Source organism: Nostoc sp. LEGE 12454, assembly GCF_056620565.1.
The window spans coordinates 1-24,832 of sequence record NZ_JBWQXL010000033.1; the positions used below are offsets into that span (position 1 = coordinate 1).

The 24,832-nt window shown below is 42.1% G+C and carries 25 protein-coding genes; 13 read left to right on the forward strand and 12 right to left on the reverse strand.

All coding sequences use genetic code 11. The annotated features are described in order from the left end of the window. Positions 1-158 precede the first annotated feature (158 nt). A complete protein-coding gene (gene moaA, locus AC1F2U_RS25370; RefSeq protein ID WP_480263598.1) occupies positions 159-1,145 on the forward strand; it encodes a GTP 3',8-cyclase MoaA in 987 nt (328 codons plus the stop codon). A gap of 59 nt (positions 1,146-1,204) precedes the next feature. Here the strand turns inward: moaA and rpsD are convergent, their stop codons facing one another. Then, entirely contained in the window at positions 1,205-1,813 is a 609-nt protein-coding gene (rpsD, locus tag AC1F2U_RS25375) for a 30S ribosomal protein S4 (protein WP_190942045.1), read from the reverse strand. Between the two features lie 457 nt (positions 1,814-2,270). Between rpsD and AC1F2U_RS25380 the strand changes: the two genes are divergently transcribed. Continuing rightward, the gene (locus AC1F2U_RS25380) at positions 2,271-2,966 is read left to right on the forward strand and encodes a hypothetical protein (protein WP_480263599.1); all 696 of its coding nucleotides are present in this window, start codon (positions 2,271-2,273) and stop codon (positions 2,964-2,966) included. 198 nt (positions 2,967-3,164) lie between these two features. Here the strand turns inward: AC1F2U_RS25380 and AC1F2U_RS25385 are convergent, their stop codons facing one another. The 3 genes from AC1F2U_RS25385 to hetR form a co-directional block, all read right to left on the reverse strand. Next, positions 3,165-3,299 (reverse strand): hypothetical protein, encoded by a 135-nt coding sequence (locus tag AC1F2U_RS25385; protein ID WP_480263600.1) that lies wholly within the window; start codon positions 3,297-3,299, stop codon positions 3,165-3,167. 176 nt (positions 3,300-3,475) lie between these two features. Further along, positions 3,476-3,742: a hypothetical protein gene (locus tag AC1F2U_RS25390; protein ID WP_480263601.1), complete on the reverse strand. Its 267-nt coding sequence runs from the start codon at positions 3,740-3,742 to the stop codon at positions 3,476-3,478. Between the two features lie 378 nt (positions 3,743-4,120). After that, entirely contained in the window at positions 4,121-5,020 is a 900-nt protein-coding gene (hetR, locus tag AC1F2U_RS25395; RefSeq protein ID WP_480263602.1) for a heterocyst differentiation master regulator HetR, read from the reverse strand. Positions 5,021-5,200: 180 nt separating this feature from the next. Between hetR and AC1F2U_RS25400 the strand changes: the two genes are divergently transcribed. Next, entirely contained in the window at positions 5,201-5,407 is a 207-nt protein-coding gene (locus AC1F2U_RS25400; RefSeq protein WP_480263604.1) for a hypothetical protein, read from the forward strand. A 726-nt stretch (positions 5,408-6,133) separates the two neighbouring features. Here the strand turns inward: AC1F2U_RS25400 and AC1F2U_RS25405 are convergent. The 3 genes from AC1F2U_RS25405 to AC1F2U_RS25415 form a co-directional block, all read right to left on the reverse strand. Beyond that, on the reverse strand, positions 6,134-6,265 hold the full coding sequence (locus tag AC1F2U_RS25405; RefSeq protein WP_480263605.1) for a hypothetical protein: 132 nt from the start codon (positions 6,263-6,265) through the stop codon (positions 6,134-6,136). 842 nt (positions 6,266-7,107) lie between these two features. After that, a complete protein-coding gene (locus AC1F2U_RS25410) occupies positions 7,108-9,429 on the reverse strand; it encodes an EamA family transporter (RefSeq protein WP_480263606.1) in 2,322 nt (773 codons plus the stop codon). A gap of 771 nt (positions 9,430-10,200) precedes the next feature. Continuing rightward, positions 10,201-11,460, reverse strand: a complete 1,260-nt coding sequence (locus AC1F2U_RS25415) for an inorganic phosphate transporter (RefSeq protein WP_480263607.1) — start codon at positions 11,458-11,460, stop codon at positions 10,201-10,203. A gap of 36 nt (positions 11,461-11,496) precedes the next feature. Between AC1F2U_RS25415 and AC1F2U_RS25420 the strand changes: the two genes are divergently transcribed. Then, entirely contained in the window at positions 11,497-11,841 is a 345-nt protein-coding gene (locus tag AC1F2U_RS25420) for a hypothetical protein (protein ID WP_480263609.1), read from the forward strand. 29 nt (positions 11,842-11,870) lie between these two features. Here AC1F2U_RS25420 and AC1F2U_RS25425 read toward each other — a convergent pair whose 3' ends face one another. Continuing rightward, positions 11,871-12,929 (reverse strand): zinc-dependent dehydrogenase, encoded by a 1,059-nt coding sequence (locus tag AC1F2U_RS25425; protein ID WP_480263653.1) that lies wholly within the window; start codon positions 12,927-12,929, stop codon positions 11,871-11,873. Between the two features lie 229 nt (positions 12,930-13,158). Here AC1F2U_RS25425 and AC1F2U_RS25430 point away from each other — a divergent pair, with 229 nt between their 5' ends. The 3 genes from AC1F2U_RS25430 to AC1F2U_RS25440 all read left to right on the forward strand — a co-directional run bounded on the left by AC1F2U_RS25430 (position 13,159) and on the right by AC1F2U_RS25440 (position 15,396). Further along, positions 13,159-14,925 (forward strand): FAD-dependent oxidoreductase, encoded by a 1,767-nt coding sequence (locus AC1F2U_RS25430; RefSeq protein ID WP_480263610.1) that lies wholly within the window; start codon positions 13,159-13,161, stop codon positions 14,923-14,925. 107 nt (positions 14,926-15,032) lie between these two features. Then, a complete protein-coding gene (gene patX / locus AC1F2U_RS25435; RefSeq protein ID WP_480263611.1) occupies positions 15,033-15,260 on the forward strand; it encodes a heterocyst-inhibiting protein PatX in 228 nt (75 codons plus the stop codon). 13 nt (positions 15,261-15,273) lie between these two features. Next, entirely contained in the window at positions 15,274-15,396 is a 123-nt protein-coding gene (locus tag AC1F2U_RS25440; RefSeq protein WP_480263612.1) for a hypothetical protein, read from the forward strand. 664 nt (positions 15,397-16,060) lie between these two features. Here the strand turns inward: AC1F2U_RS25440 and AC1F2U_RS25445 are convergent. Further along, entirely contained in the window at positions 16,061-17,119 is a 1,059-nt protein-coding gene (locus AC1F2U_RS25445) for a class I SAM-dependent methyltransferase (protein ID WP_480263613.1), read from the reverse strand. A 288-nt stretch (positions 17,120-17,407) separates the two neighbouring features. Between AC1F2U_RS25445 and gifA the strand changes: the two genes are divergently transcribed. Continuing rightward, a complete protein-coding gene (gene gifA / locus AC1F2U_RS25450; RefSeq protein WP_012411649.1) occupies positions 17,408-17,608 on the forward strand; it encodes a glutamine synthetase inactivation factor IF7A in 201 nt (66 codons plus the stop codon). 122 nt (positions 17,609-17,730) lie between these two features. On the opposite strand, the gene glnA is transcribed toward gifA, so the two are convergent. Continuing rightward, entirely contained in the window at positions 17,731-19,155 is a 1,425-nt protein-coding gene (gene glnA / locus AC1F2U_RS25455; RefSeq protein ID WP_480263614.1) for a type I glutamate--ammonia ligase, read from the reverse strand. Positions 19,156-19,512: 357 nt separating this feature from the next. Here glnA and apcB point away from each other — a divergent pair, with 357 nt between their 5' ends. The 5 genes from apcB (at position 19,513) to AC1F2U_RS25480 (ending at position 22,545) form a co-directional block, all read left to right on the forward strand. Continuing rightward, positions 19,513-20,022, forward strand: a complete 510-nt coding sequence (gene apcB, locus AC1F2U_RS25460; protein ID WP_480263615.1) for an allophycocyanin subunit beta — start codon at positions 19,513-19,515, stop codon at positions 20,020-20,022. 385 nt (positions 20,023-20,407) lie between these two features. Then, entirely contained in the window at positions 20,408-20,827 is a 420-nt protein-coding gene (locus tag AC1F2U_RS25465) for an element excision factor XisH family protein (RefSeq protein WP_480263616.1), read from the forward strand. Further along, positions 20,815-21,150, forward strand: coding sequence for a XisI protein (locus AC1F2U_RS25470; RefSeq protein WP_194043486.1), 336 nt, complete (start codon positions 20,815-20,817; stop codon positions 21,148-21,150). Before AC1F2U_RS25465 ends, AC1F2U_RS25470 begins: the two co-directional genes overlap by 13 nt. Before the next feature lie 141 nt (positions 21,151-21,291). Further along, complete coding sequence (locus AC1F2U_RS25475) at positions 21,292-21,726, forward strand: DUF29 family protein (protein WP_480263654.1); 435 nt, start codon at positions 21,292-21,294, stop codon at positions 21,724-21,726. Beyond that, the gene (locus AC1F2U_RS25480; protein ID WP_480263617.1) at positions 21,727-22,545 is read left to right on the forward strand and encodes a TlyA family RNA methyltransferase; all 819 of its coding nucleotides are present in this window, start codon (positions 21,727-21,729) and stop codon (positions 22,543-22,545) included. A gap of 114 nt (positions 22,546-22,659) precedes the next feature. On the opposite strand, the gene AC1F2U_RS25485 is transcribed toward AC1F2U_RS25480, so the two are convergent. Both AC1F2U_RS25485 and AC1F2U_RS25490 read right to left on the reverse strand, forming a co-directional pair. Beyond that, the gene (locus AC1F2U_RS25485; RefSeq protein WP_322709875.1) at positions 22,660-22,917 is read right to left on the reverse strand and encodes a Calvin cycle protein CP12; all 258 of its coding nucleotides are present in this window, start codon (positions 22,915-22,917) and stop codon (positions 22,660-22,662) included. 331 nt (positions 22,918-23,248) lie between these two features. Further along, complete coding sequence (locus AC1F2U_RS25490; RefSeq protein ID WP_480263618.1) at positions 23,249-24,646, reverse strand: DUF697 domain-containing protein; 1,398 nt, start codon at positions 24,644-24,646, stop codon at positions 23,249-23,251. Positions 24,647-24,832: the final 186 nt, after the last annotated feature.

Genomic DNA, 24,832 nt, shown 5'->3' on the forward strand with positions numbered 1-24,832 from the left:
GACCAACCAATCATAAGTAATCATAATCTATACTATGTCTGCTGGTTAGAGGATTCTGTGTTTACTAGTATTATAAGCTATCAGTATTTTAGCGATCGCCCTTTTGGAAAAACTTTTTGGTTTACTGTTAATTAATCAGAGAGAATAAAAATAAAACGATGAACCAGGTAGACTACCTCCGCATTAGCTTAATCGATCGCTGCAATTTTCGTTGCCAGTACTGTATGCCAGAGGGAGTAGAACTGGATTATATTCTCAAGCAACAGTTATTGACTGATGAAGAACTACTCACCTTAATTGAAGAGGTATTTATTCCAGTAGGCTTTACCCGATTTCGTTTGACTGGGGGTGAACCCTTATTGCGTCCGCGTGTGGTGGATTTAGTCGGTGCGATCGCAACTTTACCCCAAACTCAAGACCTTTCAATGACCACCAACGGTTTTTTGCTGGCTCCGATGGCGCAAAACCTCTACAATGCTGGTCTGCGACGAATTAATATTAGTCTGGACTCTCTCGATCCCGATATTTTTGACCAAATTATTGGTAATCAGGGGCGTTCTCGTTGGCAACAAGTTTGGCATGGGATTCAAGCTGCCCATCAGGTCGGATTCGACCCCCTGAAGCTGAATGTGGTGGTGATTCCTGGGGTTAATGACCACGAAGTTCTCGATTTAGCCGCCCTCACAATTGATAAACAGTGGCACGTTCGATTTATTGAATTTATGCCCATTGGTAACGTGCATTTATTTGGCGATCGCGGTTGGGTATCTTCAGCCGATTTACGAGAACGCATTCGCGATCGCTGGGGCTTGACAGAATCACAAGTTCGTGGTGCTGGCCCTGCTGATGTCTTTCAAATTCCTGGTGCGAAGGGGACACTAGGATTTATTAGTCAGATGTCAGAATGTTTTTGCGATCGTTGTAATCGGATGCGCCTGAGTGCTGATGGCTGGCTGCGTCCCTGTTTATTAAATGAAACTGGTCAAATAGATTTAAAAACGGCTCTGCGTTCTGGTGTCAGTACCGCTCAATTACAAGAACAGGTGAGACATTTACTCGGAATCAAACCAGAAATTAACTTTAAAGGGCGCGATTCTGGCATTTCAGGTGCATATACCCGCACCATGTCGCAAATTGGTGGATAATCATTGGTCATTTGTCCCTTGCAAATAACTAAGGACAAATGACTAAGGACAAATGAATATTACGCTTGTCGTGAGTAGTATTCCACCACAAGTAGTTCATTAACTTGTAGTGCCACCCATTCGCGCTCAATAACGCTGTTGACTCTACCAACCAACTTATTTTTGTCAAACTCCAAATGACTGGGGAGGTTTGCCAAACCGGGATATTGCAAGTTAGCTTCCACCAACTTCCGGGATTGTGCCCGATCTCTGACGGCAATTACTTCGCCAGGACGGCATTGGTAGCTGGCAATATTCACGACACGACCGTTAACAGTTACGTGACCGTGATTTACCAGTTGACGAGCTGCTGGGATAGTCGGGGCTATACCCAAGCGGAAAACGGTATTATCCAAGCGCATCTCTAGCAATTGCAACAGCACTTGTCCGGTAGAACCAGTAACACGTCTGGCTTTCCGCACATAACGGAGCAATTGCTTTTCAGTCAAACCATAGTTGAAGCGGAGCTTTTGCTTTTCCTCTAGACGGATAGCATATTCAGAGCGCTTCTTGCGATTCTGGCCATGCTGCCCAGGTGGGTAAGCGCGTCTGGCACTTTTACGAGTTAATCCTGGTAAGTCGCCCAAGCGGCGGACAATTCTGAGGCGGGGCCCTCTATATCGGGACATGAGTTTCCTTAATCTAATCCTGTTTAAACTTTACCCAAACCATTTTGACATTCCACTGATGATAAATCAGCGGATTCTTGGTTTTTTGAAGGTGCTTGCTTTGGTATGACGTATCTTACCAATGTAGAGGCATCTCCTTTACACCAGTTGCTTTAAGTCGGTTGAGCCGACACACTGGCTTCCAAGCCTGAATTCCGACGTGCCCCGCCGTACTACTGCCAATAAGTTTTTTGTGTTTATTTAGTTTCGTAGGCTACTCAATCATCAGATTGGTTTACGCAGTATTCTTACTCTGAAATACTTTTTACGTTGCCTACTTATCTTTCAAACAGCTATATTAACACAATTTTCGACATAATTAATTATGTCTATACTTTACTACCTCTGAAATTCTTAGATTACAGAGGATTTTTAAGATATTTGAGTTAGCATAACTTTGGGTGTTTGGAGAATGGCAATGTCAATGTCAATGAGCAAAAAAGTGGTTAGCAGAGTTAAGAACAAACAAGGCAGTTCCACCTCCAGGATTTTAACATTACCAGTTTTGGCTATAGCTGGATGTTTAACAATCTTGCCTAATGTGGCTGTTGCTGCCTCCTACAGGAATGATTATAGTGTCTGTGCGGGTCGCCTTTTGAGTGTGGGTGTAAACGCAGAAGCGGCATCAGAAGGTTGTGCAGCAGCACTGCGTCCAAAAGATTTGGCTGCTTGCGTGGTAAAAATTGATAAGGAAACCCAAATTGCTGCGACAGATGCGCTTTCTTCTTGTGGGAAGGCCCGGCGTCCTGAAGAGTTAGCAACCTGTGTAGTTGGTGTCAGCTTAAGTACTAAGGAAGAAGCTAATCCGACAGTTTTAGATTATTGTGGACGCAGTTTGTTACCCGTGCGCTTTGGCCAGTGTGTGGTTGGCTTGCGTAGTCAAATCGACTTTCCCGCTACTCAAGCGCTAGATACTTGTATCAGTGCTGATGATAGTGTTATCGGTGCTTCATCTTCGTCTACACCGCCAACGATAATTCCTGCGGGTTCAAGTCCAAGTTTAGAAACTACCCCATTTCCAAACCAACCAGTTGTTCCAAACCAACCAGTTGTTCCAACTCAACCAGTTATTCCAACTCAACCAGTTATTCCAACCCAACCGGGCACTAATTAGATTACAGTGCTTTGTGTAATTGATATACAGGTTGAATTTAGAGTAGCTATTTGCCAACCTGATTCAGGAACTACCAAAAAATAAATCATCTGATTTTAATGTTTAGGTTGGGTTGAGCAACAGCGAAACCCAGCCTTATATATTTACAATGCTTCAACCTGACTGGATAATTTACCTTTGCTGACTATATAGCTTTGGTTAGGCAATGACAGTAATATTTACATTAGTTAGTATTGCCTGATTCGAGAACTGGGCGATTTGAACTTGTGCAGCTTTACCAATCTCATCTGCGTCAAAGAAAAGATTATCAGTCAATACGCTTGGGTTAAGCATTTTTTTCTTCTCTCTGTTTCCTCTGCGCCTCTGCGGTTCGTTAAAAAATTTGACTTTTATAAAGAGTTTTAGCCTTAACCCAAGCGTATTGGAAGGGGAGACGCGCTACGCGAACAAGTCGGGAAACCGCAAAGGCGCAGTGGCTCCCCAACCTACACAACTTAAGGTTTTTGGCGCTAACCCAAGCGTATTGGATTATCGGTAGTTCGATCGTAGAGAAAGCGATCGCTTTGTCGCACTAGTTCCAAGTCAGAACAAGCTGAAATTGAAGCAATAATAGTTACTATATTTCTTACTTTGGTCTCTATATCATCATCAAAAGGTTGAAGAAGTTTCTCCACCTCGCCGAAAAAAGCCGTCCTTTTGCCTTTCTCGATGATGTCAACACCTGGTATTATCCAGACTACAAAGATATCATGCGAACTTTCAGGCGGATTGTACACTAATGCAACTTTCGTCAAACGTTCTATTAGCTAGGACAAACTTCGGTAGCACTTCTGCCACTTGTGGGCATACGATATCTAGCACTGTTCCCAAAGTGTCCACTGACAAGGTAAGCATTTCATTCAAATAAATGAAAAACATTATAATTCTCCTCTCCAACGCAAAGAGGAGTTGGAGAGAGGTTAGTTGAACTCACGTCAGTTTTTCAGCTTTGAGAATTTAGGATTTTGCACAGTTTGCACAGTTAGTTGTACTAGTACAGCACGGCGTAAATAAAGCAACTATTCCAAATCGTTCAAAAGCCTGTTTTCTAAGCTTTTTGACTTTTGACACTTCGACTTCGCTCAGTGTTAACTTTTGACTTCCGCCTTGCGTTACTAGTCTTCTCTTTCACCAAAAGCCGTCTGTAAAACTACTGCAATACCACCGTCTTGATGATATTTGTCAGCCCAGGCACGGATAACTTCATCCAATTCTTCCATAGCCCGATCCATTTTTTCTGGGAGAATATCAAGTTCTTCCAGCAAGCGCATGGCATTTCGTCGCCGTTCTGCCCAATTTTTCATCATGCGGAAATACCGAGCAGTATCTTCCACGGTGATGTGTGTACGTTCTTCATCGTCTGTTGGGGTATAAGAAAGACGGGTAAGCGCGTAGAAGGGCATTCCCCAAGGAGAATCAATCCGTGTTACCGTTCCTGAGTAAAGCAGACGGCGCTTAATATGCTCACCTAAAGCTTCACTCAAAGGCATTTGGTGTTCTGGTGGCAAGTCTTCTTGCGATCGCTTGTGTAAAAACTCGATTAAATCCAGAAACTCAAAGGAGCTAACTAACTGAGCATCAGGTAAATTACTGGGCAGTTTCTGCTCAATTTGTCTTTTTTCTTCACTTGTCAGATTACTACCAGGAACGCGCGATCGCCCCGGTTGCCAAGGATATTTTTCTAGCCAGACATAAGGCAATTGAATTAAATAGCGAGGTTCTTGAGAACCCAGCATTTTTAACAGTTTGCCTTCTGTTAGTGCCTGCCTGACTTCTTCTACAATAATTTTTACTCGTTTTGGCTCCAAGTGATGCAAATGCCCTGTCATTCGCAGGTTTTGTCCCTGCTCTAGATAGGTCATGTAAATTGCACACTTTGCTGCTGTTGCGGCTGCGTCTAAAAATGCCCCATGCCTGTGCCCACTCGTCCGCATGGCACTAAAAGCCAGATAAAGCATGATCTGATCCATCGCACTGGGGTCAAGACGTTTGATCAGATCTATGTCGTTACTCATATTACAGACAATTGAATAGCACGTTTACACAATTTTTAATCGAGTGAAAATAGGTAGTATACACCTGGCTGAAGGCTGTCTTTACTTCAAACTATATTAGTATGCGATAACGATGATATCGGTGGTAGCGCAAACTACCGTTTTCGCATATTTCCTGGTAAAAAAGCAGAGTTGGTAGTTGTGACTATAACTGTCTCTGCATCTAACCGGAAAATTAGAGACACCATCAAATCTAGCTTAACAGTGGTTTATGTCCCAACAGTCAACTATGCTGCAATTAATCTCCAAAGCCTTTCAGTTTTCTGGTTTTTTTCATCTTTCAAGAGCAACAACGTCAAGCTGCTTACACTTAATTATGGCACTATGCCGACTCAGAGTAAAAACTAGTTTGCGCGGTTAATCTGGGATATCTATTACTAGAAAAAGATGCTTTTTTGCAGATTTTGCGAATTATTTGTAGTACATAAGTGACTATAAATAATTGGGAATAGTCTCAAAACAAATCGCTTACCAGGTGTAGCCACATTTAGAGGTTGAGGTATACAGTTCGTTGTGAACTATCATCTCGTTCACAACCTCCAGTGATGTCTCGGCACTATCAGCCGTTGGTTTGAGGGAAAATAATAGACATCAAGTAGAGCAAATAATTCCAATTTCAAAATACCTGTTGTTTTTCAAATATTGTTCCTAATCATATCACTATTTTTTGGTTTTGAAATAAAATTATGCATTTTAAAGCTGAGAAATAATGACTATTTAAATACTTTATATTTTGCATAAATCAAGGTTTGATGATATTTTTATATCTACTCTTAAATCCAAGTTTTATTTATTATTTTATATTGATTGTCGGACACAAAAAGCCGCGATTAATTACAACTGAATCGCGTATACATAAGGTTTTTTCGCTCGTGCTAATAACTGAAAGATTAGTTAATAGCTATACATATAATAAAACATCTTGGGTTCCATCCGATGATTGTTTAGAGTTTTTTTTGCCAGAGATTTATATTTCTTTCATGAAAAAATTTTAAGTTTTCATGATTTAACTGATTTATTAGCTACTTTCAAGTATGTTTTACCTCGCTATTTTATATATTTCAGAGACTTAAATTACGTAGATAGCTTGTTGCTAAAAAAGAGTGATAATCCGTAGTAGGCTACGATAAAAGCTTCTTTTTCTGGGTGTTTTGGCGATCGCAGATTAAGTTGACTTGTATAAAACGACAGAAATAAAGATACCATCTTACGAAACACAATTAGTAAGTGGGTGTGAATAATTAAAGATTTGTAGTGACTTAGTGCGGTCTGATAGACTTCCCCATTAGGGACAAATAAAACCGAAAGATAAGGAATTTAGCTCTCACTACAAGGCAATTTCATGTAATTTACATTGCTTAACATAAGTTAGTCTATTCTTGCCCACTTACTTTGCCTCCGATACTGAAAAAATAGGTAGGCCGACCGCCTAATCTCAACTAAGTACGTTTGGCTTGAAACAACGAGTTTTTCTAAACATTTCTGCGACTTCTCCATCTCTTAGTTCCAAAATATGCTGCAATAGTCTTAACTCCTTGCGAATATTCTCTCCGAGCAAGTACTTGTGCTCAATTGTTGGAGTCAGTACTACTCATATTGCTTACATATACGTGTTTTCCCTACCTGTATCAGGCTAAATTCCTAAAAATATATTACAAGTCGATTTATTCTGAATACTGCTTGCCGAATCTATTAAGTGTCAATACGCTTGGGTTAAGGCTAAAACTCTGTTATCCAAGTCTATTTTTTAACGAACCGCCTTCTCTACGAGAGGCTTTCGCCAACGCGTAGCGTCTCGTAGAGAAGGCGCAGAGGACGCAGAGAGAAGAAAGAGAAGGAAAAAATTGCTTAACTGAACTGTATTGTATTAAGTGTTATCTGCACCTATACAGCATTCTGAAATTCTTCGTAAAAACTTAAATCCCCAACTTCTTTGAGAAGTCGGGGATCTTGAAGTTATAAGTGGGTGCATTAGCGTCAGGATTGATGCTGAGAGTGATGGGGAGTAAAGTAGCTCCCATCACCCTTAAGCTGATTGAACTCGCCATTTAATTCGTGGGACTAGAGGGTTTAACCTGATTTCGCATTGTTTCAAAGCTGAAAGCAGCCGCGCCAAAGGTTACAAATAACACTCCCAGAATTTGCACAATATCCAAATTTTCTTGAATGATTAACCCAGCGAAAATCACGGTTAAAACTGGGATGGTACCACCGATGAGCGCCGATCGCGAGGCACCTAGTTTACTAATACCAACATTATTGAGCAAATAACCTGCAAGGGTCAGCACGCCTAAAATAAACGCGCTTAAAACCAGTTCCAGCATTTTAGAGGGGTCAATTACTACCAAGTTCCAACTGCTTGGCAAAGGTAGCATCAAACAGATAAAGCTCAACAACAACATGGTAGTGAAGTTGATTAAAGTAAAAGTCACGGGATGCAGTTTGCTAGCGCAGACTCGCGTCAGAATTATATAGGCAGCAAAAGCCACACCCGAAAGAATGGCGGTGCTGCTTCCCATTGAAGTATTACCGATACCGATGCTGGGAGAACCCCATAAAACCAACAATTCACCGCAGCAAATCGCGGCGATCGCGGCGATGCGGAATAGAGTGGGGCGATCGCGAAACAGAAACCACGAAAATAGACCGCTAACCATTGGATAGATAAAGAACAGTGCGATCGCCATTCCAGTTGTGATTTGAGCGATCGCAATATAGATTAGTACCTGAGATAAAAACAAAAAGCACCCACTCACAATTGACAACACCAAAATCTGCTTGGTAGCTGCATTGGCAGGTGTGGAATTTCCTCGGACTGAAGCAGACAAGTTTTCCAAATCTTGCCACAGTCTTGGATGCAATATCGGAGACAAAAGTACCATCAATGGTACGACTACCATAAATCGTAGCGTCAAAATTAACAGAGTATTGCCCAAAGTCGGCGGTAGCAATTGCTCTACCTCTAATACTCCAAAAATCTGGGAACCTTCGTGGAAAATCACTTTGATGGCTACGTTGTAAAGCGACGATACCACTGCCGATAAGACGATCAAAAACAAACCGATTTTGAGTGTCGGTAAGCCAGGGGAATTAGGCGATCGCAATTGTGGGGATTTTGCTTCCACCTGCGGTTCTGGCGCAGCGATCGATGAGGGTTCAGCTTTGCTTTGCGATACGTTCTTACGGCGGACAGAAAGTGGTTCAGTAGGAATCTTGAGAGAAGGTCGGATTATTCTCGGCTGTAGTACAGATGCGAGCGGAGGCTCTGATTTCGTTTCGTTTTCCGGCGATTCCTGATTTAGGACAGAAATTGGCTCGGTGGCATTATCTTTTGGTGGCGGAACTACAGCCGCAGTAGATTCTGATGGCGTTTCCCTTGGCGACAAATCCTTGCTTGGATTCGCGACATTTTCTCTAACAATCGGCGGCTCTGATGTTATTTCCCTTACCGACAAATCCTTGCTGGGAGAAGAAATTGGATTCGCGGTATTTTTTCTAACAATTGGCGGCTCTGATGTTATTTCCCTTACCGATAAATCCTTGCTGGGAGAAGAAATTGGATTCGCGGTGTTTTCTCTAACAATCGGCGGTTCTAATGTTGTTTCCCTTGGTGAAAATTGATTGGAGATCGGTGAAATTGGCTCAAGGGAATTTCTTACAACTTCCTCAAACTCTGGTAAGGATGTTTCAACAGAACTGTTTTTTTGTGGCTCCGTAAACTGCAAAACAGTAGGTATACCTGCTGTTGCTGATTTGCGTGAAGTTTCTTCTATAGTTTTATCTAGTTCTCCATGCAGGCGGTTAACAAACTCCGTCAAAATCGTTTCCCCTTGCTGCTGCTGGCTATACATCCGTGACAGCTGTTGGGAAAGATTACTTTGATAGTTTTTCAGTTCCTGTTGTAAGGAATTAAAGGTAACAGTAACGGTGTCATCCAGACTGTCAAACATGTGTTCGACTTTTTCATTAATTTCACCTACTACATTGCTGCTCACTTCAGCAGACTTCAACGCGGCTTGTTCGTAAGATTGGCCCTCTATGCCTTGATTAGCTAAAGTTGCCAGAGAGGATTGCAGTTGTGAAGATATATGCTTTGCCAGAACTTCTGCCAGTTGCCGAATTAACACTTGCTGCTCGGTGATTTGGCGCACTTGTTGTAAATGCTCTTTTTCCTCTACCAAGCTTTGAATCTCATCAGATAACCGATTTTTTTCTGACTGAAGCCGCTTTACGTCTTCCTGCAAGCCTCTGAGGACATTCTGCTGAAGATTTTCTAAGTCTTCAACTACAGCCCAAAGAGCATTTTCTGCTGCTCTAGATAGCTCCCCTCTGACTCTTGGGTTTTCTGGTTGCTTCTCGAATCGCCCCATTAGCTTCTAACCTCTAACACTTTGACGATAAAGCTGCTTCCCGTACACTTTATTGGCGGTCATCCTAATTTCCTGTATTTTGTCAGATAAATTAAAAATTTTAACAGCACTTCCGCATTTCAACGTAATTCTGTCATACTGAACACAAGTTAGCAAAGCATCTAAGTTTGCCCACAGCTTACTACACCGTGTTCTCTTCAGCATTGATAAGTATTTAACCATTAGATTTGGAATTTTGGTGAGGTAGGTAGCACCCGTATTGGCGATTCCCATAGTTAGCGACGCTAGAGCGTCTAAGGGATTGCCCAACCGAAGGGATTTTGGATCGATCGCCACGCTTGGAAGTCCCTTAAATAGAGACTTTTATTTTTGGTCAGTTTAATTTTCATAAATTATTTGCCAATGAAATTTTTTCTTTTAAAGAAATCTCACTCCAAATAAATATTTATTATTTTGCTGCCAATAATAATTGGCAAAGATTCACAGATGCGTGTGCGTAGGCGACTCGTCGCTAGATATCCCCACCAAATTGTCTGACTTGCGAAACTAATTGTAATTTGTGTGGAATGTAACTGGTATGACAGTTTATATCTCTAAATGGGGATTAAAGTATCCTTCTGTGGAAATTCTAAGTTACGTTATCCCCTGCACAACATTCTAATGAATGAGCAGCAATTCTGCAAAAGCACGCTTTTTTTGGCATTGTTGCAGTCTGTGTTTTGCTTTGAGTAAATTCCAATAGAGGAAAAGTTTGGACAATATTAATAATTCTTAGAAGAATAAAATCTGGGCGATGCTGAAAATGGCAGCGCTAAGGGCAGCACTCACGGGGATTGTAATTAGCCATGCGGCGGCAATGCCTTTTAGTGTTTGAAACTTAATCGACTTGAGATTTTGCACTAATCCAATACCAACTACACCACCGACAAGAGCGTGGGAAGTGGAGACTGGTAAACCTAGCCGAGAAGCGATGAGGATGGTGGTAGCAGTTGCCAGTTCGGCACAAAATCCACTACTAGGTTGCAAGGCAATGATGTTTTCGCCAATAGTGGCAATGACTTTTTTTCCCCAGACAGCTAAACCACCAACAATACCAGCACCACCAAGAATTAAAATCCAAAGCGGGATAGTTATACCATCAGTAGGTACGCTACCAGTGCGATTGATGTAAACGATCGCAGCTAAAGGAGCGATCGCATTTCCCACATCATTAGAACCATGAGCAAAGGCGACAAAGCAAGCACTTAGTAGTTGAAATCGACCGAATAATCTTTCTACAGGATTAGGGAGTATTTCTCCCTTGTCTCTCTTATCTCCCAGTTGTCGCCAACTCATGATTGTGAGTCCAACTGCTGCGATTGCACCGGTTAATAGGGGGATGTCATGAGAAGGGATTGTAAAACCAACTTGCTCAATTACAAAATTGGTTAGCGGTTCTGTGAGCGATGGTAAGACAATCACGCCGAAGACACCTAGCAGCAGAGTACTCAACCAGGGAATCCACTCTTGTAACTGGACTACTTGATTGGGTTGATCTAAAATCCAGTGCTTTATTAGACTGTAAAATAAAGCAGCGATCGCACCACTAATTAACGGCGTTAAAACCCAGCCAATGGTAATTAAGCCAATTGATGACCAATCAATTGCACCTACTCCCAAAGCTACCCAACTAAATCCAGCGATCGCACCAACAACCGCATGAGAAGAGGATACAGGTAAACCGCGTGATGTGGCAATTTGCAACCACACACCACAGGATATTAGTACCGTTACCATTCCAGTTACGAATATTTGGGGTGTAGCTGCGAATAAGGCGGGATTAGCAATTTTTGTTGCTAGGGTTTCCGTTACCTCATGTCCAAACAACACAGCACCCGTAAACTCTAAAACCCCAGCAATTATTAGTGCCTGCTTGAGGGTGACAGCTTTGGAACCTACGGAGGTTCCCATCGCATTAGCAACATCGTTTGCTCCGAGATTCCAGGCGACGTAGAAAGCTAGTAGAGCGACGAAAAGTAGGGTAATAAGCATTTTGTTGGGGACAAGGGGAAAGTGAGAGAGATGAGGATGAAACTTGAGTTTTTAAGGTTTAACTTTGAACCTTTTAGCTTCATCGTCGAACCTCTGAGCTTCATCGTCGAACCTTTTAGCTTCATCGTTGAACCTTTTAGCTTCATCGTTGAACCTTTGAGCTTCATCGTCGAACCTTTTAGCTTCATCGTTGAACCTTTGAGCTTCATCGTCGAACCTTTGAGCTTCGTCGTTGAACCTTTGAGCTTCGTCGTTGAACCTTTTAGCTTCGTCGTTGAACCTTTGAGCTTCATCGTTGAACCTTTTAGCTTCATCGTTGAACCTTTGAGCTTCATCGTTGAACCTTTGAGCTTCGTCGTTGAATCTCAGACGGAACTTTAAACTTCTAGTTTTAACACTCTCCTATCTCCCTAATCTTCCTTTTGCGGATAAATTAAGATTTTATAAGTATCCGGTGTGGGTGCGATCGCAACTTCCACAGCTGCTGATAAATCTTTTAATGGATAGCGATCGCTAATCAACGCTTGCACGTCAATTCGCTGATTAAATACAATATCAGCTGACAAATTCTGAAGTCGATAAGATGAACTGTAACTGCCTATCAAGTCAATTTCCCGACGGTAGAGGATATTCGGGTTGATGGGAATCTCCACTTCATCAGGGAATTCGGCGAAAAACAAGATTTTACCGCCTTTGCGGGTACTATCAAGCGCTTGAAAGAAAGCTTTCTCACTCGGAACAGCCAGCAGGGTAACATCAACACCTAGTCCACCAGTTAAGGCAGATATTTTGGCGGGTAAATCGGGATCGCGAGCATCAAAAGCTGCTTCTGCACCGACACTCAAGGCTTTTTCAATTCTAGAGGGTAGTAAATCGGTAGCGATCGCTTTTGCTCCGAAATACTTCACCAACATAATGAACATTAATCCAATTGGCCCAGCGCCAGTAACTAACACAATTTGTCCTGGGGCGATTTGGGCTTTTTTCACTGCCTTCAAACAGCAGTTAGTTGGTTCTACAAAACTCGCTTCTTCAAAACTGATGTTATCCGGGATGGGAATTAACCCACCATTTTCCACAATATGTCCGGGAACCTTGACATAATCGGCAAAACCGCCACCACTGGCGTTAAAGCCTGCGGTTGTGGAGATGTTTTTGTAAACATCACACATAGAGAAATTATCATTTAGGCAGTAGGCGCAACGCATACAAGGGATGTGGTGCATCACTGCTACCCGTTGTCCAACTTGCCAACCTTTGACATTATTGCCTATTGCTGCGATCGTGCCGGCAGTTTCATGTCCAAAAATGCGCGGCGGTTCATACAGCGGATAACGAATTTTTTTAATATCTGACTGACACAACCCCACAACCCGCACCTGTACCAGCACTTCATCTGCTTCTAGAGTTGGAACTGGGATATCTTCGTAAGAAAGTTGATTAACGCCTCTAAATACCTGTGCTTTCACGTTGGTTTTTCCCCGCTTAACGATACTAGATGTAACATTAGCAGTCAACGTTAGGCTATCAGATTTGTGATTTCTCTGTCTTAGCCTGTTCTAATTCTTGCCCTAAGCTTTGTTCAAAATCTTATAATACACACTACATAAACGAAATATCCGAAAAATAAAATAAATTATCTTGTCTGATGCCAAGCTATCTGGAGAGAATATGTCGGAACTCCAGTGAGGTTAAGTGATGGTTCATCAAACATATACAGCTGATGTTTTAGTTGTCGGCGGTGGAACCGGAGGCACTGTGGCTGCTATCCAAGCGGCGCGACGCGGAGCTAAAACCATTTTGGTGAGTGAATTTCCTTGGTTGGGAGGAATGCTAACTTCGGCTGGTGTATCTGTACCCGATGGCAATGAATTAGAAGCCTTTCAAACGGGGTTATGGGGTGCATTTTTGCAGGAATTGCGACAACGACAGCCGAGAGGATTAGATAACAGTTGGGTAAGCTTTTTTAGTTACGATCCTCAAATTGGAGCAGAGATTTTTGCAGATTGGGTGCAGGAATTGCCCAATCTGCACTGGATTTCTGGACAAGTGCCTTTAGAGGTATTCCGACAAGGTGATTCTATAACTAGTGTCCGCTTTGCTGATTTTGCTGTCACAGCCAAGATTATTCTTGACGGTACAGAATTAGGAGATTTATTAGCTTTAGCTGACATCCCTTACCGTTGGGGTTGGGAATTGCAATCTGAGTGGGGAGAACCCAGCGCCCCAGTGACTTTTAACTCTTTAACCCAGAAATATCCTGTGCAAGCGCCTACTTATGTAGTGATTATGCAGGACTTTGGTGAAGCGATGTCTACGACGGGCTACGCCTACGCACCAGAGATTCCATCTGCGCCTAACTATAATCCATCACAGTTTACAGGTGCTTGGGATGGCTATGGAGCAGAGACATTTTTAAATTATGGACGTTTGCCTGGTGGCCTGTTTATGATGAATTGGCCAATCTGTGGCAATGACTACGGCGAAGGGGTAGGGCGATTGATAGAGTCAGATGTATCCAGAGGTGAATTCATCCAAGAATCTCGCTGGCACAGCCAAAATTTTGCCCATTTTATCCAAAAACAGCTTGGTCGTCGCTATGGTTTAGCAGAAAAAGTATTTCCTCACACCTCTACAGCTTTTGCACTGCATCCTTATTACCGGGAAAGCCGCCGCTTAGTGGGGCTAACTACTGTCCGAGAACAGGATATTTTGCCGATCGCCAGAGGTAGAGTTGCATCTATATTTAATGATGCGATCGCAGTTGGTAACTACGCCAATGACCATCATTATCCTGGTGTTCAATTCCCACTGCAACCTAAATCCATCCGCTGGGGAGGGCGTTGGACTGGAACTCCTTTTACAATTCCCTACAGTTGTTTAATTCCAGCCACAACAGATGGTTTCTTAGTGTGTGAAAAGAATATTTCTGTCTCCCACATTGCCAATGGCGCTACCAGATTACAACCTGTGGTTATGGGAATTGGCCAAGCAGCAGGGATGGCGGCGGCGATATGTGTTGAATTAAACTGCCAGCCGAGGGATTTACCTATTAGAAAGCTGCAAACGGCTTTATTAGAAGATAATCGCTCAAAAGCGCTAATTATTCCTTTGTTTAATCTTCCCCCCAATCGTTCGGATTGGCGGCACTGGCAACTGTATTACTTAGATAACCCACAAGCCTATCCAGTTAGTGGCGATTGCCCTGACTCTGCTTTTGATAAAGCATTAATTCAGGAAAGTAACTGTTTCAAAGGGATTTTTTACCGCTTGGAACAGCAGGAATACAGATTCACTGTCACAGCCCCAGCCGCATATCAAGGGCTAAATTGGCAGCTTGTGACTTTGCGATCGCATATCGACGAGCAATTACGCGCTTATCCCCACGAACAATTAGTTACATTGTGGGGTCGTTACAATCACTCCGGTAATTGGTTATTAGTTGAACATTTAAACGGAGGATAAGAAGAGTTTATTTTCAGTAAAACAGAATACTTTTTGATGAATTGTCCGGATATTAATCAAAAAGCTAAGTATCAGTGAAGTGGAGAGTTCCAAAATAGACATCTGCTATGCGTGCTGCCATTTCACTTTTAGTCTCGAGTCTGGTGTTCGGCCCCTTAGCTTTTAACTGCCAAGCAATGGTCAATCACTTATCAACAGGGCTGCCTTCCCCGCCTACTTCGGAACAGTGGCTCTCGGCGGCATCTGAACAAGCTTCAGATGATGCGCCACGTCATCGCGGTAGTGGGCGCAGAGAAGTGACACAAAAAGTCCGAACTATCTATGCTGTGGTTTAACTACTGTAGGGTAATGCCTCTTTTCCCAAAGGAACAGAATTACCAGGAAACAGGATGTTGTGCTAACGTCTTTTACACAGCTTTTCTGGCAGAGATATATACAGTTGATACACGAAAGTCTTCAGCGATCGCTTAGTATTTCAACTGCAAGCTTTGTATATATAGTTAACGTCAATCCTGGCGAGCAAAACGCAAATTAAATTAAGTGCCTCGATTAACAGCATCACCAACTTCTTAAAAGGTACACAACTGTTGCTCATATTTGGTGGGAAGCTTTGCGTTTCAATCCTCAACTGTTCTAGAAATAGATGTTACTTAGGCTATTAGTTAATCTAAAGCACATCTAATTCAGACATTTTGCTTGTTGAGAAAACTAGTGTTAAGGCAACTTCACTTTATTCCCAAATAAGTTTTCTCATACATTGAGTGGCTGGCTATCTACATCAAGAAATAATTGATCTTCGCTTTGGCGTGCTTTGCCGAAGCATAAAATCTCTTGCGCTGCATCTGAGCCGATCTACAGTATAGATTCGCATAAGTAGTATAGGTTTATTGCACTTGGCAGCGAATCTTACTATTTTTGACTTTTGACTTTTGACTTTTAACTTCCCCAAAGGGGCTAACTTACTCTTGCCCCTGATTCCTTCTTCTCGCAGATCGCTCCCAATGAAATAAATATTAAGAAGTATCTGCGATCTCCTCTTTGTTCTCTTAATTATTCTACACCCAAGGGCAGATGCAAAATTTTGCATTTGCCCTTTTTAGATAAAGTTTACTTAAAGAAAATGTTTGAGAAGATTTTATGCTGGCTTATGAGCAATAAAATACTTGCTCATAAAATGGACTTGCGTCTCAATATTCTCAAAGCCTACTCTCTGTAAACGTTCTAGTAAGTTATCAGTAGTGTAATGCCTGTAGTATGGTTCATGGAAAGTTTCAGGGAAAGAATCCATCATATATTCCAACTCAGGTGAATCACTCAACTGAATTGAGTCACAGATAATAAAGACTCCTCCTGGCTTTGTTACCCGGAAGCATTGCTCAATGACTGTCTGACGTACAGTTGCTGGTAACTCATGGAAAAGAAAAACAGAAGTTACAGCATGAAAATAGTTATCTAGATAGGGTAACTCTTCGGCATTGGCTTGTAAAAGTTGCGGCAATTCTCCTGGAATTTGGGATAGTAGTTCATTTGCTTTACGCAAATAAGCTGGTGATAAATCTGTGCCAAACAGGGATGCTTGCGGCAATGCTGCCCGAATTAACTTTAGAGTCCGCCCAGTTCCACAAGCTACATCCAAAATACGGGTTTGCCGTGGTGCAACCGAATCAATTGCTTTCAGTCCTTGCTTGAGGGGAGCGAGAATCCGCCGTCGCATTGGATCGGCTGCCCCACCAAAAAGAATTTCTACTTGTAAGTCATATAAATTAGCTGACAAGTCACTCAAGTAGCCATTGCTTTGGTGATGGAAGTTCTGCACGTAGTAGCTGGGATAACCATCTGTATGAATTTCGGGCGAAAAATCTTGGTAATTCTGTTGTTGAACCCGGTCCCAGGTTTGAGGTAAATCTAGACATACCAAGGGATAGTAGCGGAAAAAGTCATCCCAAGGGTTGTCAAACAACAAACTTTCCGGGTACACACCTTTTTGAGCATCTTGCCAGTCTGTTTCCAGCAACTGATTCAATCTCTGTTGAAGTTTGAGTAAAAGCTGATTCGGGATGGGTCTGGTCTTTTGTTCAAGTGTCGGATACACCAGGTTCCTCAACTGTGAACTTAATATTTTGTGAGCCAGACCAAAGTAATTTTTGCTCTGCTGAAAGGTTTGATAAGTCAGCTTAGTTAAACTCTCAGGCATAAAAATAGCTAAAGTTTTGATACTTCTATGTAAATAATTGTAACGAAAAAATTATTGACTGTTGGAAAGGTAAAGGTTCTCAGGTGAGACAAATCTGAAGCCAGATGATTTTAGCCATCAAAAGTAGATTAGGAAAGATTTTTCGAGCTTTGGGGAAAAATACCTAATATTGTCAGCAAACGCAAATATAAACTTTTCTAAAAAGTAGCTTATGTTACAGAATTTTCGCTATAGTAGTTTATAGACGAACCAAAAATTATATATTCACAAATAGAGAGGACTATGATTATGTCTATCGCAGATAAATCTCGTGCATTAATGGTGCGCGAACACCAACAAGTCAAGAATCGCCAACAATCAATGCTGATGCGTGCGGCACAAGAACTTGGTCTTCCTGAAGAAGTATCTCACTACTGGAATCCGATTCAAGGGAAAGTAGATGCTAGCAGCCGGATGATTTATGGCCCCAGCCACGCTTCCATGAGCTAAGTTTCAGGAGTCATAAGTTGGATTTTTTGATTGAATGTCTCAACTGACAAGTCTGGAAAAAAAAGCCACCCTTTACTTTAGGGTGGCAAGAATTATTACTTTTTAGTTAAATACGACTCTCATTAAGCATCGTAGTAGAGGTAAAACTCGTAGGGATGAGGACGTAGCTGCAACTGTTTGACTTCGTTACCTAGCTTGTAGTCAATCCAATTTTCGATAAAGTCTTCCGTGAAGACGCCTGATTCAGTCAAAAAGGCGTGATCTTTTTCTAGTGCTTGCAACGCCAACTCTAAAGAACCTGGAGTTGAAGGAACCTTTGCCAGTTCTTCTGGAGAGAGTTCATAGATATTCTTATCTAAGGGTTCACCAGGATGGATTTTGTTCTTGATGCCATCGAGACCAGCACAAAGCATTGCAGCAAATGCCAAATAGGGGTTAGAAGTAGCATCTGGACAACGGAATTCCAAACGTTTGGCTTTGGGGTTAGTACCAGATAAAGGAATACGGATAGAAGCAGAACGGTTCCCTTGGGAGTAAGCCAAGTTAACAGGAGCTTCATAACCAGGTACTAGGCGCTTGTATGAGTTGGTGCTAGGGTTGGTGATTGCCAACAGCGCTGGTGCGTGTTTGAGAAGACCACCAATGTAGTACAATCCCATATCGCTCAAACCAGCATACTTATCACCTGCAAACAGAGGTTGGCCATCTTTCCAGATGGACTGGTGACAGTGCATTCCCGAACCGTTATCGCCAAAAATTGGTTTTGGCATGAAGGTGACGGTTTTGCCGTATTTCTTGGCAACGTTCTTGATGACATATTTGTAAATCATCAACCAGTCAGCCGCTTCGATCAACTTACCAAAACGGAAACCTAGTTCGCACTGACCACCAGTAGCAACTTCGTGGTGATGCTTTTCAATGGGCACACCTAATTGTGCCATCGTCAACAGCATCTCTGTACGGATATCTTGGAAAGAATCCGTCGGTGAAACTGGGAAGTAACCTTCTTTGAAGCGTGGTTTGTAGCCCAAGTTAGGTTTTTCATCTGTACCGACTTTACCGGAATTCCAAGCACCTTCTTGGGAGTCTAAGAAGTAGTAGCCTTCGTTGGCGGTTTGGGCAAATCTAGCATTGTCAAAGATAAAGAACTCAGCTTCAGGGCCAAAGAAAGCTGTGTCACCAAGACCAGTAGAAACCAAGTAATCTACTGCTTTTTGGGCGATAACGCGTGGGCAACGGTTGTACCATTCACCCGTGCGGGGTTCTTTGATACTACAAATTATACTTAGTGTTGGCACTTCCATGAAGGGGTCGATCCAAGCAGTGTTGGGGTCGAGTACCATCGTCATGTCCGATTCGTTGATCGCTTTCCAACCCCGGATGCTGGAACCGTCAAACGGTACGCCATCAGTGAATGCAGTCTCATCGATTTGGTTCTGGTACAGTGTGAGGTGCTGCCAAGTCCCTACTGTATCGATGAATTTGAGATCGATCAGCTGAATTTGTTGGTCTCGGATCAATTCCAAGACTTCTTGTGGTGTTGTCATTGTTACTCCTTCTCTACCAATTTCCTAAAGTAAACCAGAATCTTACATTGCATCCTAACCCTGCCGATCTCAATCAGGCCGTGACACACCAGAAATATCTTAAATACTAGACATTAGCTGATTTTGTAGCTTGTACTACAGATATCTGGATTATCAGGTTATATTAACCTTTCGGCGATCATCTGTACAAAACTGGAAAGTTCATCATATAGGGGTCAACTTTGACATAAAATCCTTATGTAGTGGATAGATTGTTTTTGTGCCGAATCTATTTTTAATAGCACAAAACTTTACTGGTGCATAAGTGCAGCCAAATAAATATCAAACCATAAATAGCAATGATTGGGAGAAGAAGGAATGCGCGATGCAGTAACAAGTTTAATTAAGAATTATGACCTAGCTGGTCGATATTTTGACCGGAATGCGATCGATAGCCTAAAGTCTTACTTTGATAGTGGTACAGCAAGAGTACAAGCGGCGGCGGCAATTAATTCTAATGCGGCTGCACTTGTCAAGCAAGCTGGTTTGCAGTTATTTGAAGAACTGCCAGAATTGATTCGCCCTGGTGGAAATGCTTATACAACTCGTCGTTATGCAGCTTGTCTGCGCGATATGGACTACTATCTGCGCTACGCCACTTATGCGCTGGTTGCTGGGAACACCAATGTATTGGATGAGCGAGTGCTGCAAGGGCTGCGGGAAACTTACAATTCTTTAGGAGTGCCTATTGGGCCTACAGTTCGCGGTATCCAGATTCTCAAGGATCTAATTAAGGGGCAAGTAGCAGCAGCAGGTGTGGTTAATACTGCTTTTGTAGATGAACCATTCGATCACATCACACGTGAGTTGAGCGAAATAGATATTTAGCATCTAGCTCTGGCAATCAGAAATCGTGGAACTATACAAACAAAGTTCCTGTAATCTTAAGTGGACTTAGATATCGCACTTTGGCTTGATTGGCAAGGTGCGTTTACTTTTATTAATACAAAAAAATTTTGTTTGACAAATTAATTAGTAGTACTTAAATAATTTTATACCTGCTTTTATGATATTTATTATTGATATAAATAATTTTGGGCTAATAGTTCTATGAGTATTAACGATTTAGAATTTCTGCATGGTGCGGCTTTTCTTCGACTCCTCAAAGGAACATCTTATATTTCTATTAGTTATTTATTTGAATTTGCGATCGCGCCTCTGTAAAATAACTTTGCTAGATTAAAGCTGTGTTTTTGGAGCTATATTTCGACTAATGCCAGCCAGAGACATCTACCACACCGCAGTCATTAAAGCACTTATTGCAGATGGTTGGACAATAACCAACAATCCCTTATACCTGGCATACGGGGGTAGAGAACTTTACGTAGATATTGGAGCAGAAAGAGTTACCATTGCTGCTGAGAGAGACGATCAAAAAATAGCTGTTGAAATCAAAAGTTTTCTGAGTCCTTCTCCCGTGAATGACCTCCAGGAAGCTGTAGGACAGTATGAAGTTTATCGTAGCGTGCTTAAAGAACTACAACCAAAACGCCAACTTTATTTAGCAGTTCCCAAGCGGGTTTACGAAGGTATATTTTCCGAACGCTTTGGTCAGCTAATTCTTAATAGTATAGGAATAAACCTAATTGTCTTTGACGAGCAACTAGAAAGGATTATCAGATGGATAAGCTAGCTCGGTATCGTGAAATTATTCGTCAGTTGATATTTGACTATGCTAGTCACAAGCCTGCTAACGGTCAAATAGAGACAGAAGCAGTCATTGATTTGGAGCGAGACCACTACGAAGTGTTACACATTGGCTGGGATGGAGTGCGCCGCGTACATGGTTCGGTGGTACATATAGATATTATTAATGATAAAGTGTGGATTCAATATGATGGGACTTCCCAGCCAGTTGCAGAGGCATTATTAGAAGCGGGTATTTTGCGCGAAGATATTGTCTTGGGTTTCCATCCTGCTGAACTACGGCAATACACCGATTTTGCTGTATCTTAATTATCTGAATATTATGTATTTGCAAAGAATAATACATTTAAGTAGCGAGATCGCTCATAGATTAAACGCATTAGCTTCTGTTATCTGAACTAGAACCTCTATAAGCCACAATAGAAGTTGCCGATACTTGAGGCGCTGATGATGGAAGAATTATTAACCCTGAAAGACTTACTTGTTAAGGGCGATGTTCAAGGAGCATTAATTATAGTTGAAGAATTAGAGGAAATGAGCCGAAATGACATAATTAAGACGATTCGTAGCTATGCAGTGATTCTGTTGTTGCATTTGATTAAACAACAAGCTGAAAGCCGCACAACTCGTTCTTGGGAAGTCTCAATTCGGAATTCGGTTCTGGAAATTCAACGGGAAAATAAGCGGCGTAAAGCTGGAGGCTATTATCTCACGCCAGAAGAATTGTTAGAAATCTTAGCAGAAGCTTATTTAAATGCCAGTAATGAAGCTTCCCTAGAAGTAGAAGAAGGTCGTTATGAAGTCCAAGAATTAGAAAAGCTGGTTAACCGGGAAGAAATTATCAATCGTGCTTTGGCTTTAATCTTACCAGGAGAGTCTAGTTAATTGGCTAAACAGCGACTCGACACACTATTAGTAGAATTAAATTTATGTTCTTCTCGCGCCTTAGCACAGCGGCTAATTCAGGCGGGGGAAGTTACTGTTAATCAGCAGTTAGTTGATAAACCTGGTACTGAAGTTGATATTTCGGCTCAAATAAATATTAAAAAGCGATCGCCTTTTGTTTCTAGAGGCGGTGAAAAACTCTCCAAAGCTTTGTCAGTATTTGCCATTCCTGTAGTAGAGCGCATTTGTTTAGATGGTGGGATTTCTACTGGTGGTTTTACTGATTGTCTTTTGCAAGCTGGAGCAAAACAAGTTTACGGTATTGATGTCGGTTACGGACAAGTTGACTGGCGGTTGCGAAACGATCCGCGGGTGATTTTGCGGGAACGCACCAATTTACGCCAACTACGACCGGATGAATTATATGGCGAAAATGACGCGATTCCTGATTTGGCGGTGGTGGATGTATCGTTTATTTCTTTAACTAAGATTTTGCCTGCTTTGTGGCAATTAACTCAAGCTAACCGAGAAGCTGTGTTGTTAGTCAAGCCACAGTTTGAAGTTGGCAGATCCCGTGTGGGTAAAAAAGGTGTTGTACGCGATCCAAACGACCAAGCTGATGCCATTTTCCAGGTGTTGCAAGCTGCCCACGAATTAGGATGGAAATACAAAGGCTTAACTTGGTCGCCGATCGTTGGCCCGGCTGGGAATATCGAATATCTTTTGTGGTTGGCAATGGAAAGTGAAACACCACCACTTGATTTAGAGGCAATTAAGCAAATAACGCAATCAGCAACAACTGATTTACGCAAGAGTTAAAGAAGAATGCAGAATTCAGAATCAATTAGTGGGGGACTTTAACCCACGTAATCATCTCCACTCGGACTCCAATTCATACTGAATTCTGACTCCTGACTCCTGAATTCTTGCTTATTAAAGGTCGTAGATTAGACATTCTACGGAATCTGGATGGCGATCGCAGTAATTTTCCAAAGAGGTTTTCTTGGATTTTGCTTGGTGTTGATGAGATTTTTCGGCTTGCAATTCTTCTACAATGTCCCAGGCTACAGCACAACCAGCAGAATTGCTGCCATCTAGATCGCAAGTTGTCCGGGCTTCAGTAATGGCATTAGTAATGGCTTCTTCAAGAGTTGCCGCCCCAGCAATTTCAAATTTTAGGGTAGTTGTCATGATACTTTCACCTTTAATTTACAGACAGAGTTATTAGCTGCGAGCTTTTAATGACCTCAATCAGCTCGCATTTCTAGTTTAGATAGGCTTCCCACAAGAGGTAGTGGTAAACACCGCCATCTTTTTCGCAAAATTGAGTGGGATTACCCTCTTGTCATTTTTTGATTAAAAAAGGTACGGGAATTCCACTAGTTGCGATCGCAAGCAGAGGTGGTCATGTTCTCAATCTTGCATCCCAAATTGAGAATGTCAGTTAATTGTCAGAAGACTTTGATAGAAGTTGATAAACGCTTATAAACGGTAACAAAAAGATAGCAGTTTTTAATTATTCTCAATACTTTATGTTTAACTCTTGTCGCAAACGATACAGTATTGTATTTTGATCGACTTGAGAGAGAATTTCTTGAATGACGCTGCTAGCACCTAATTGTCCCCAAGTGCAGCCTTTTTCGAGATAGACTTGAGCAGCTTTGCCAACGGAATATGCGCCATAACCTGCGATACCAGCTTGAGCGATCGCACTGCTAGCAAAAGCAGTAATATTGCTGGGATTGTCACCACTGGCGATTGCAGCCGTACTTTTACCTAAACCCAAAACAAAACTACTACCTAACTCTCCAAGTAGCAAGCCGCCAGAACTAAATAAAATCGTTTTTAAAATTTTCCCGGCTTCATAGCTAGTCATCGGCAAACCATACAATCTAGCGAGAGCGCGAATTAAAGCTAAATCAGCAACAGTTCCGCCAAGGATATCTAAGAAGGCGATGGGATTGAGCATTACTGCTAAAGCTTTGTATTTGGTAAATTGCCAAATAATTTCTTCGGCTTCCTTTTCGCGTAAATCGATGGTTTTTTGAGCGATCGCGGCTTCTGCATCCCGTGCTTGGATCAGTGCATTTAAAGCCAGAAGCGATCGCCCTTCCCGATTCAGAATATTCAGAATTATCTCTTTGAGTTCGTCTACTTGCGGTGGTGGTGTTTCCCATTCATAAGTGACACGCCCATCAGGCCATTCAACGCGGACTTCCATTGCTGCTGGTTCCGCTGCCACCATCACAATTTCATCAGGTAGTAGAGGCTTTGCTTCAGGATGCCCTGCACCCAGTTGTTGTAAATTTTGGTAAATTGCTCCTTGGTCTGTATCTGGGTAGAGGTCTATTTTGTTAAACACTAAAATCAGGGGTTTTTGCGATCGCCTTAATTGCAGCAGCGCTTGATACTCAGTGCGCGTGATGTCACCAGACACGACAAACAAAATCAAATCCGCCTGATGTACTACTTCTCGTGCCATATCCGCCCGTGACTCCCCCTCAATTTCATCTAATCCAGGGGTATCAATTAACTCTACTAGTACCTTCTCACTGGGCTGCCAGCGCACGGACCTGGGCCATTGGGTGACACCATTCAGGGGCCCAGTTTGCAAAATCTTGTCTCCCAACAAGGCATTTAAAACTGCTGACTTTCCTCGACTCACCAAACCAAAGACGGCAATTCTAATGACGTTTGAATCCAGCTTGTTGAGTGTGGCATTCAAAGCTTCCAATTCTGGTTTCATCAAACCTACTAATTCTGGGTTAGATGATAACTGTCCTGACTTGCGAAGATATCCATACCAAGAAAGCGCTTGTCTGAGACTGGCGCGGGCACGATTTAAGTGAGTTTCTTGCAGATTACGATAAACCGACATAATATCAACACTTTCAGCCTTCACTCTCTCTAAAATGCTCATCCAATGCTCAAAACACTTACTTTCAGCATTCGATTGTAAATAATAGGTATGAATTCGTACTCATTAACCATGCTTAACTAATGCTCACTTTTTCAACCCCATTATCAGGGGAAGGAAAAGTTAAACATACCTCTCTATCTTATATCCCTAAGTTCTTGGACTAATAATCTATATATAGGACATAAA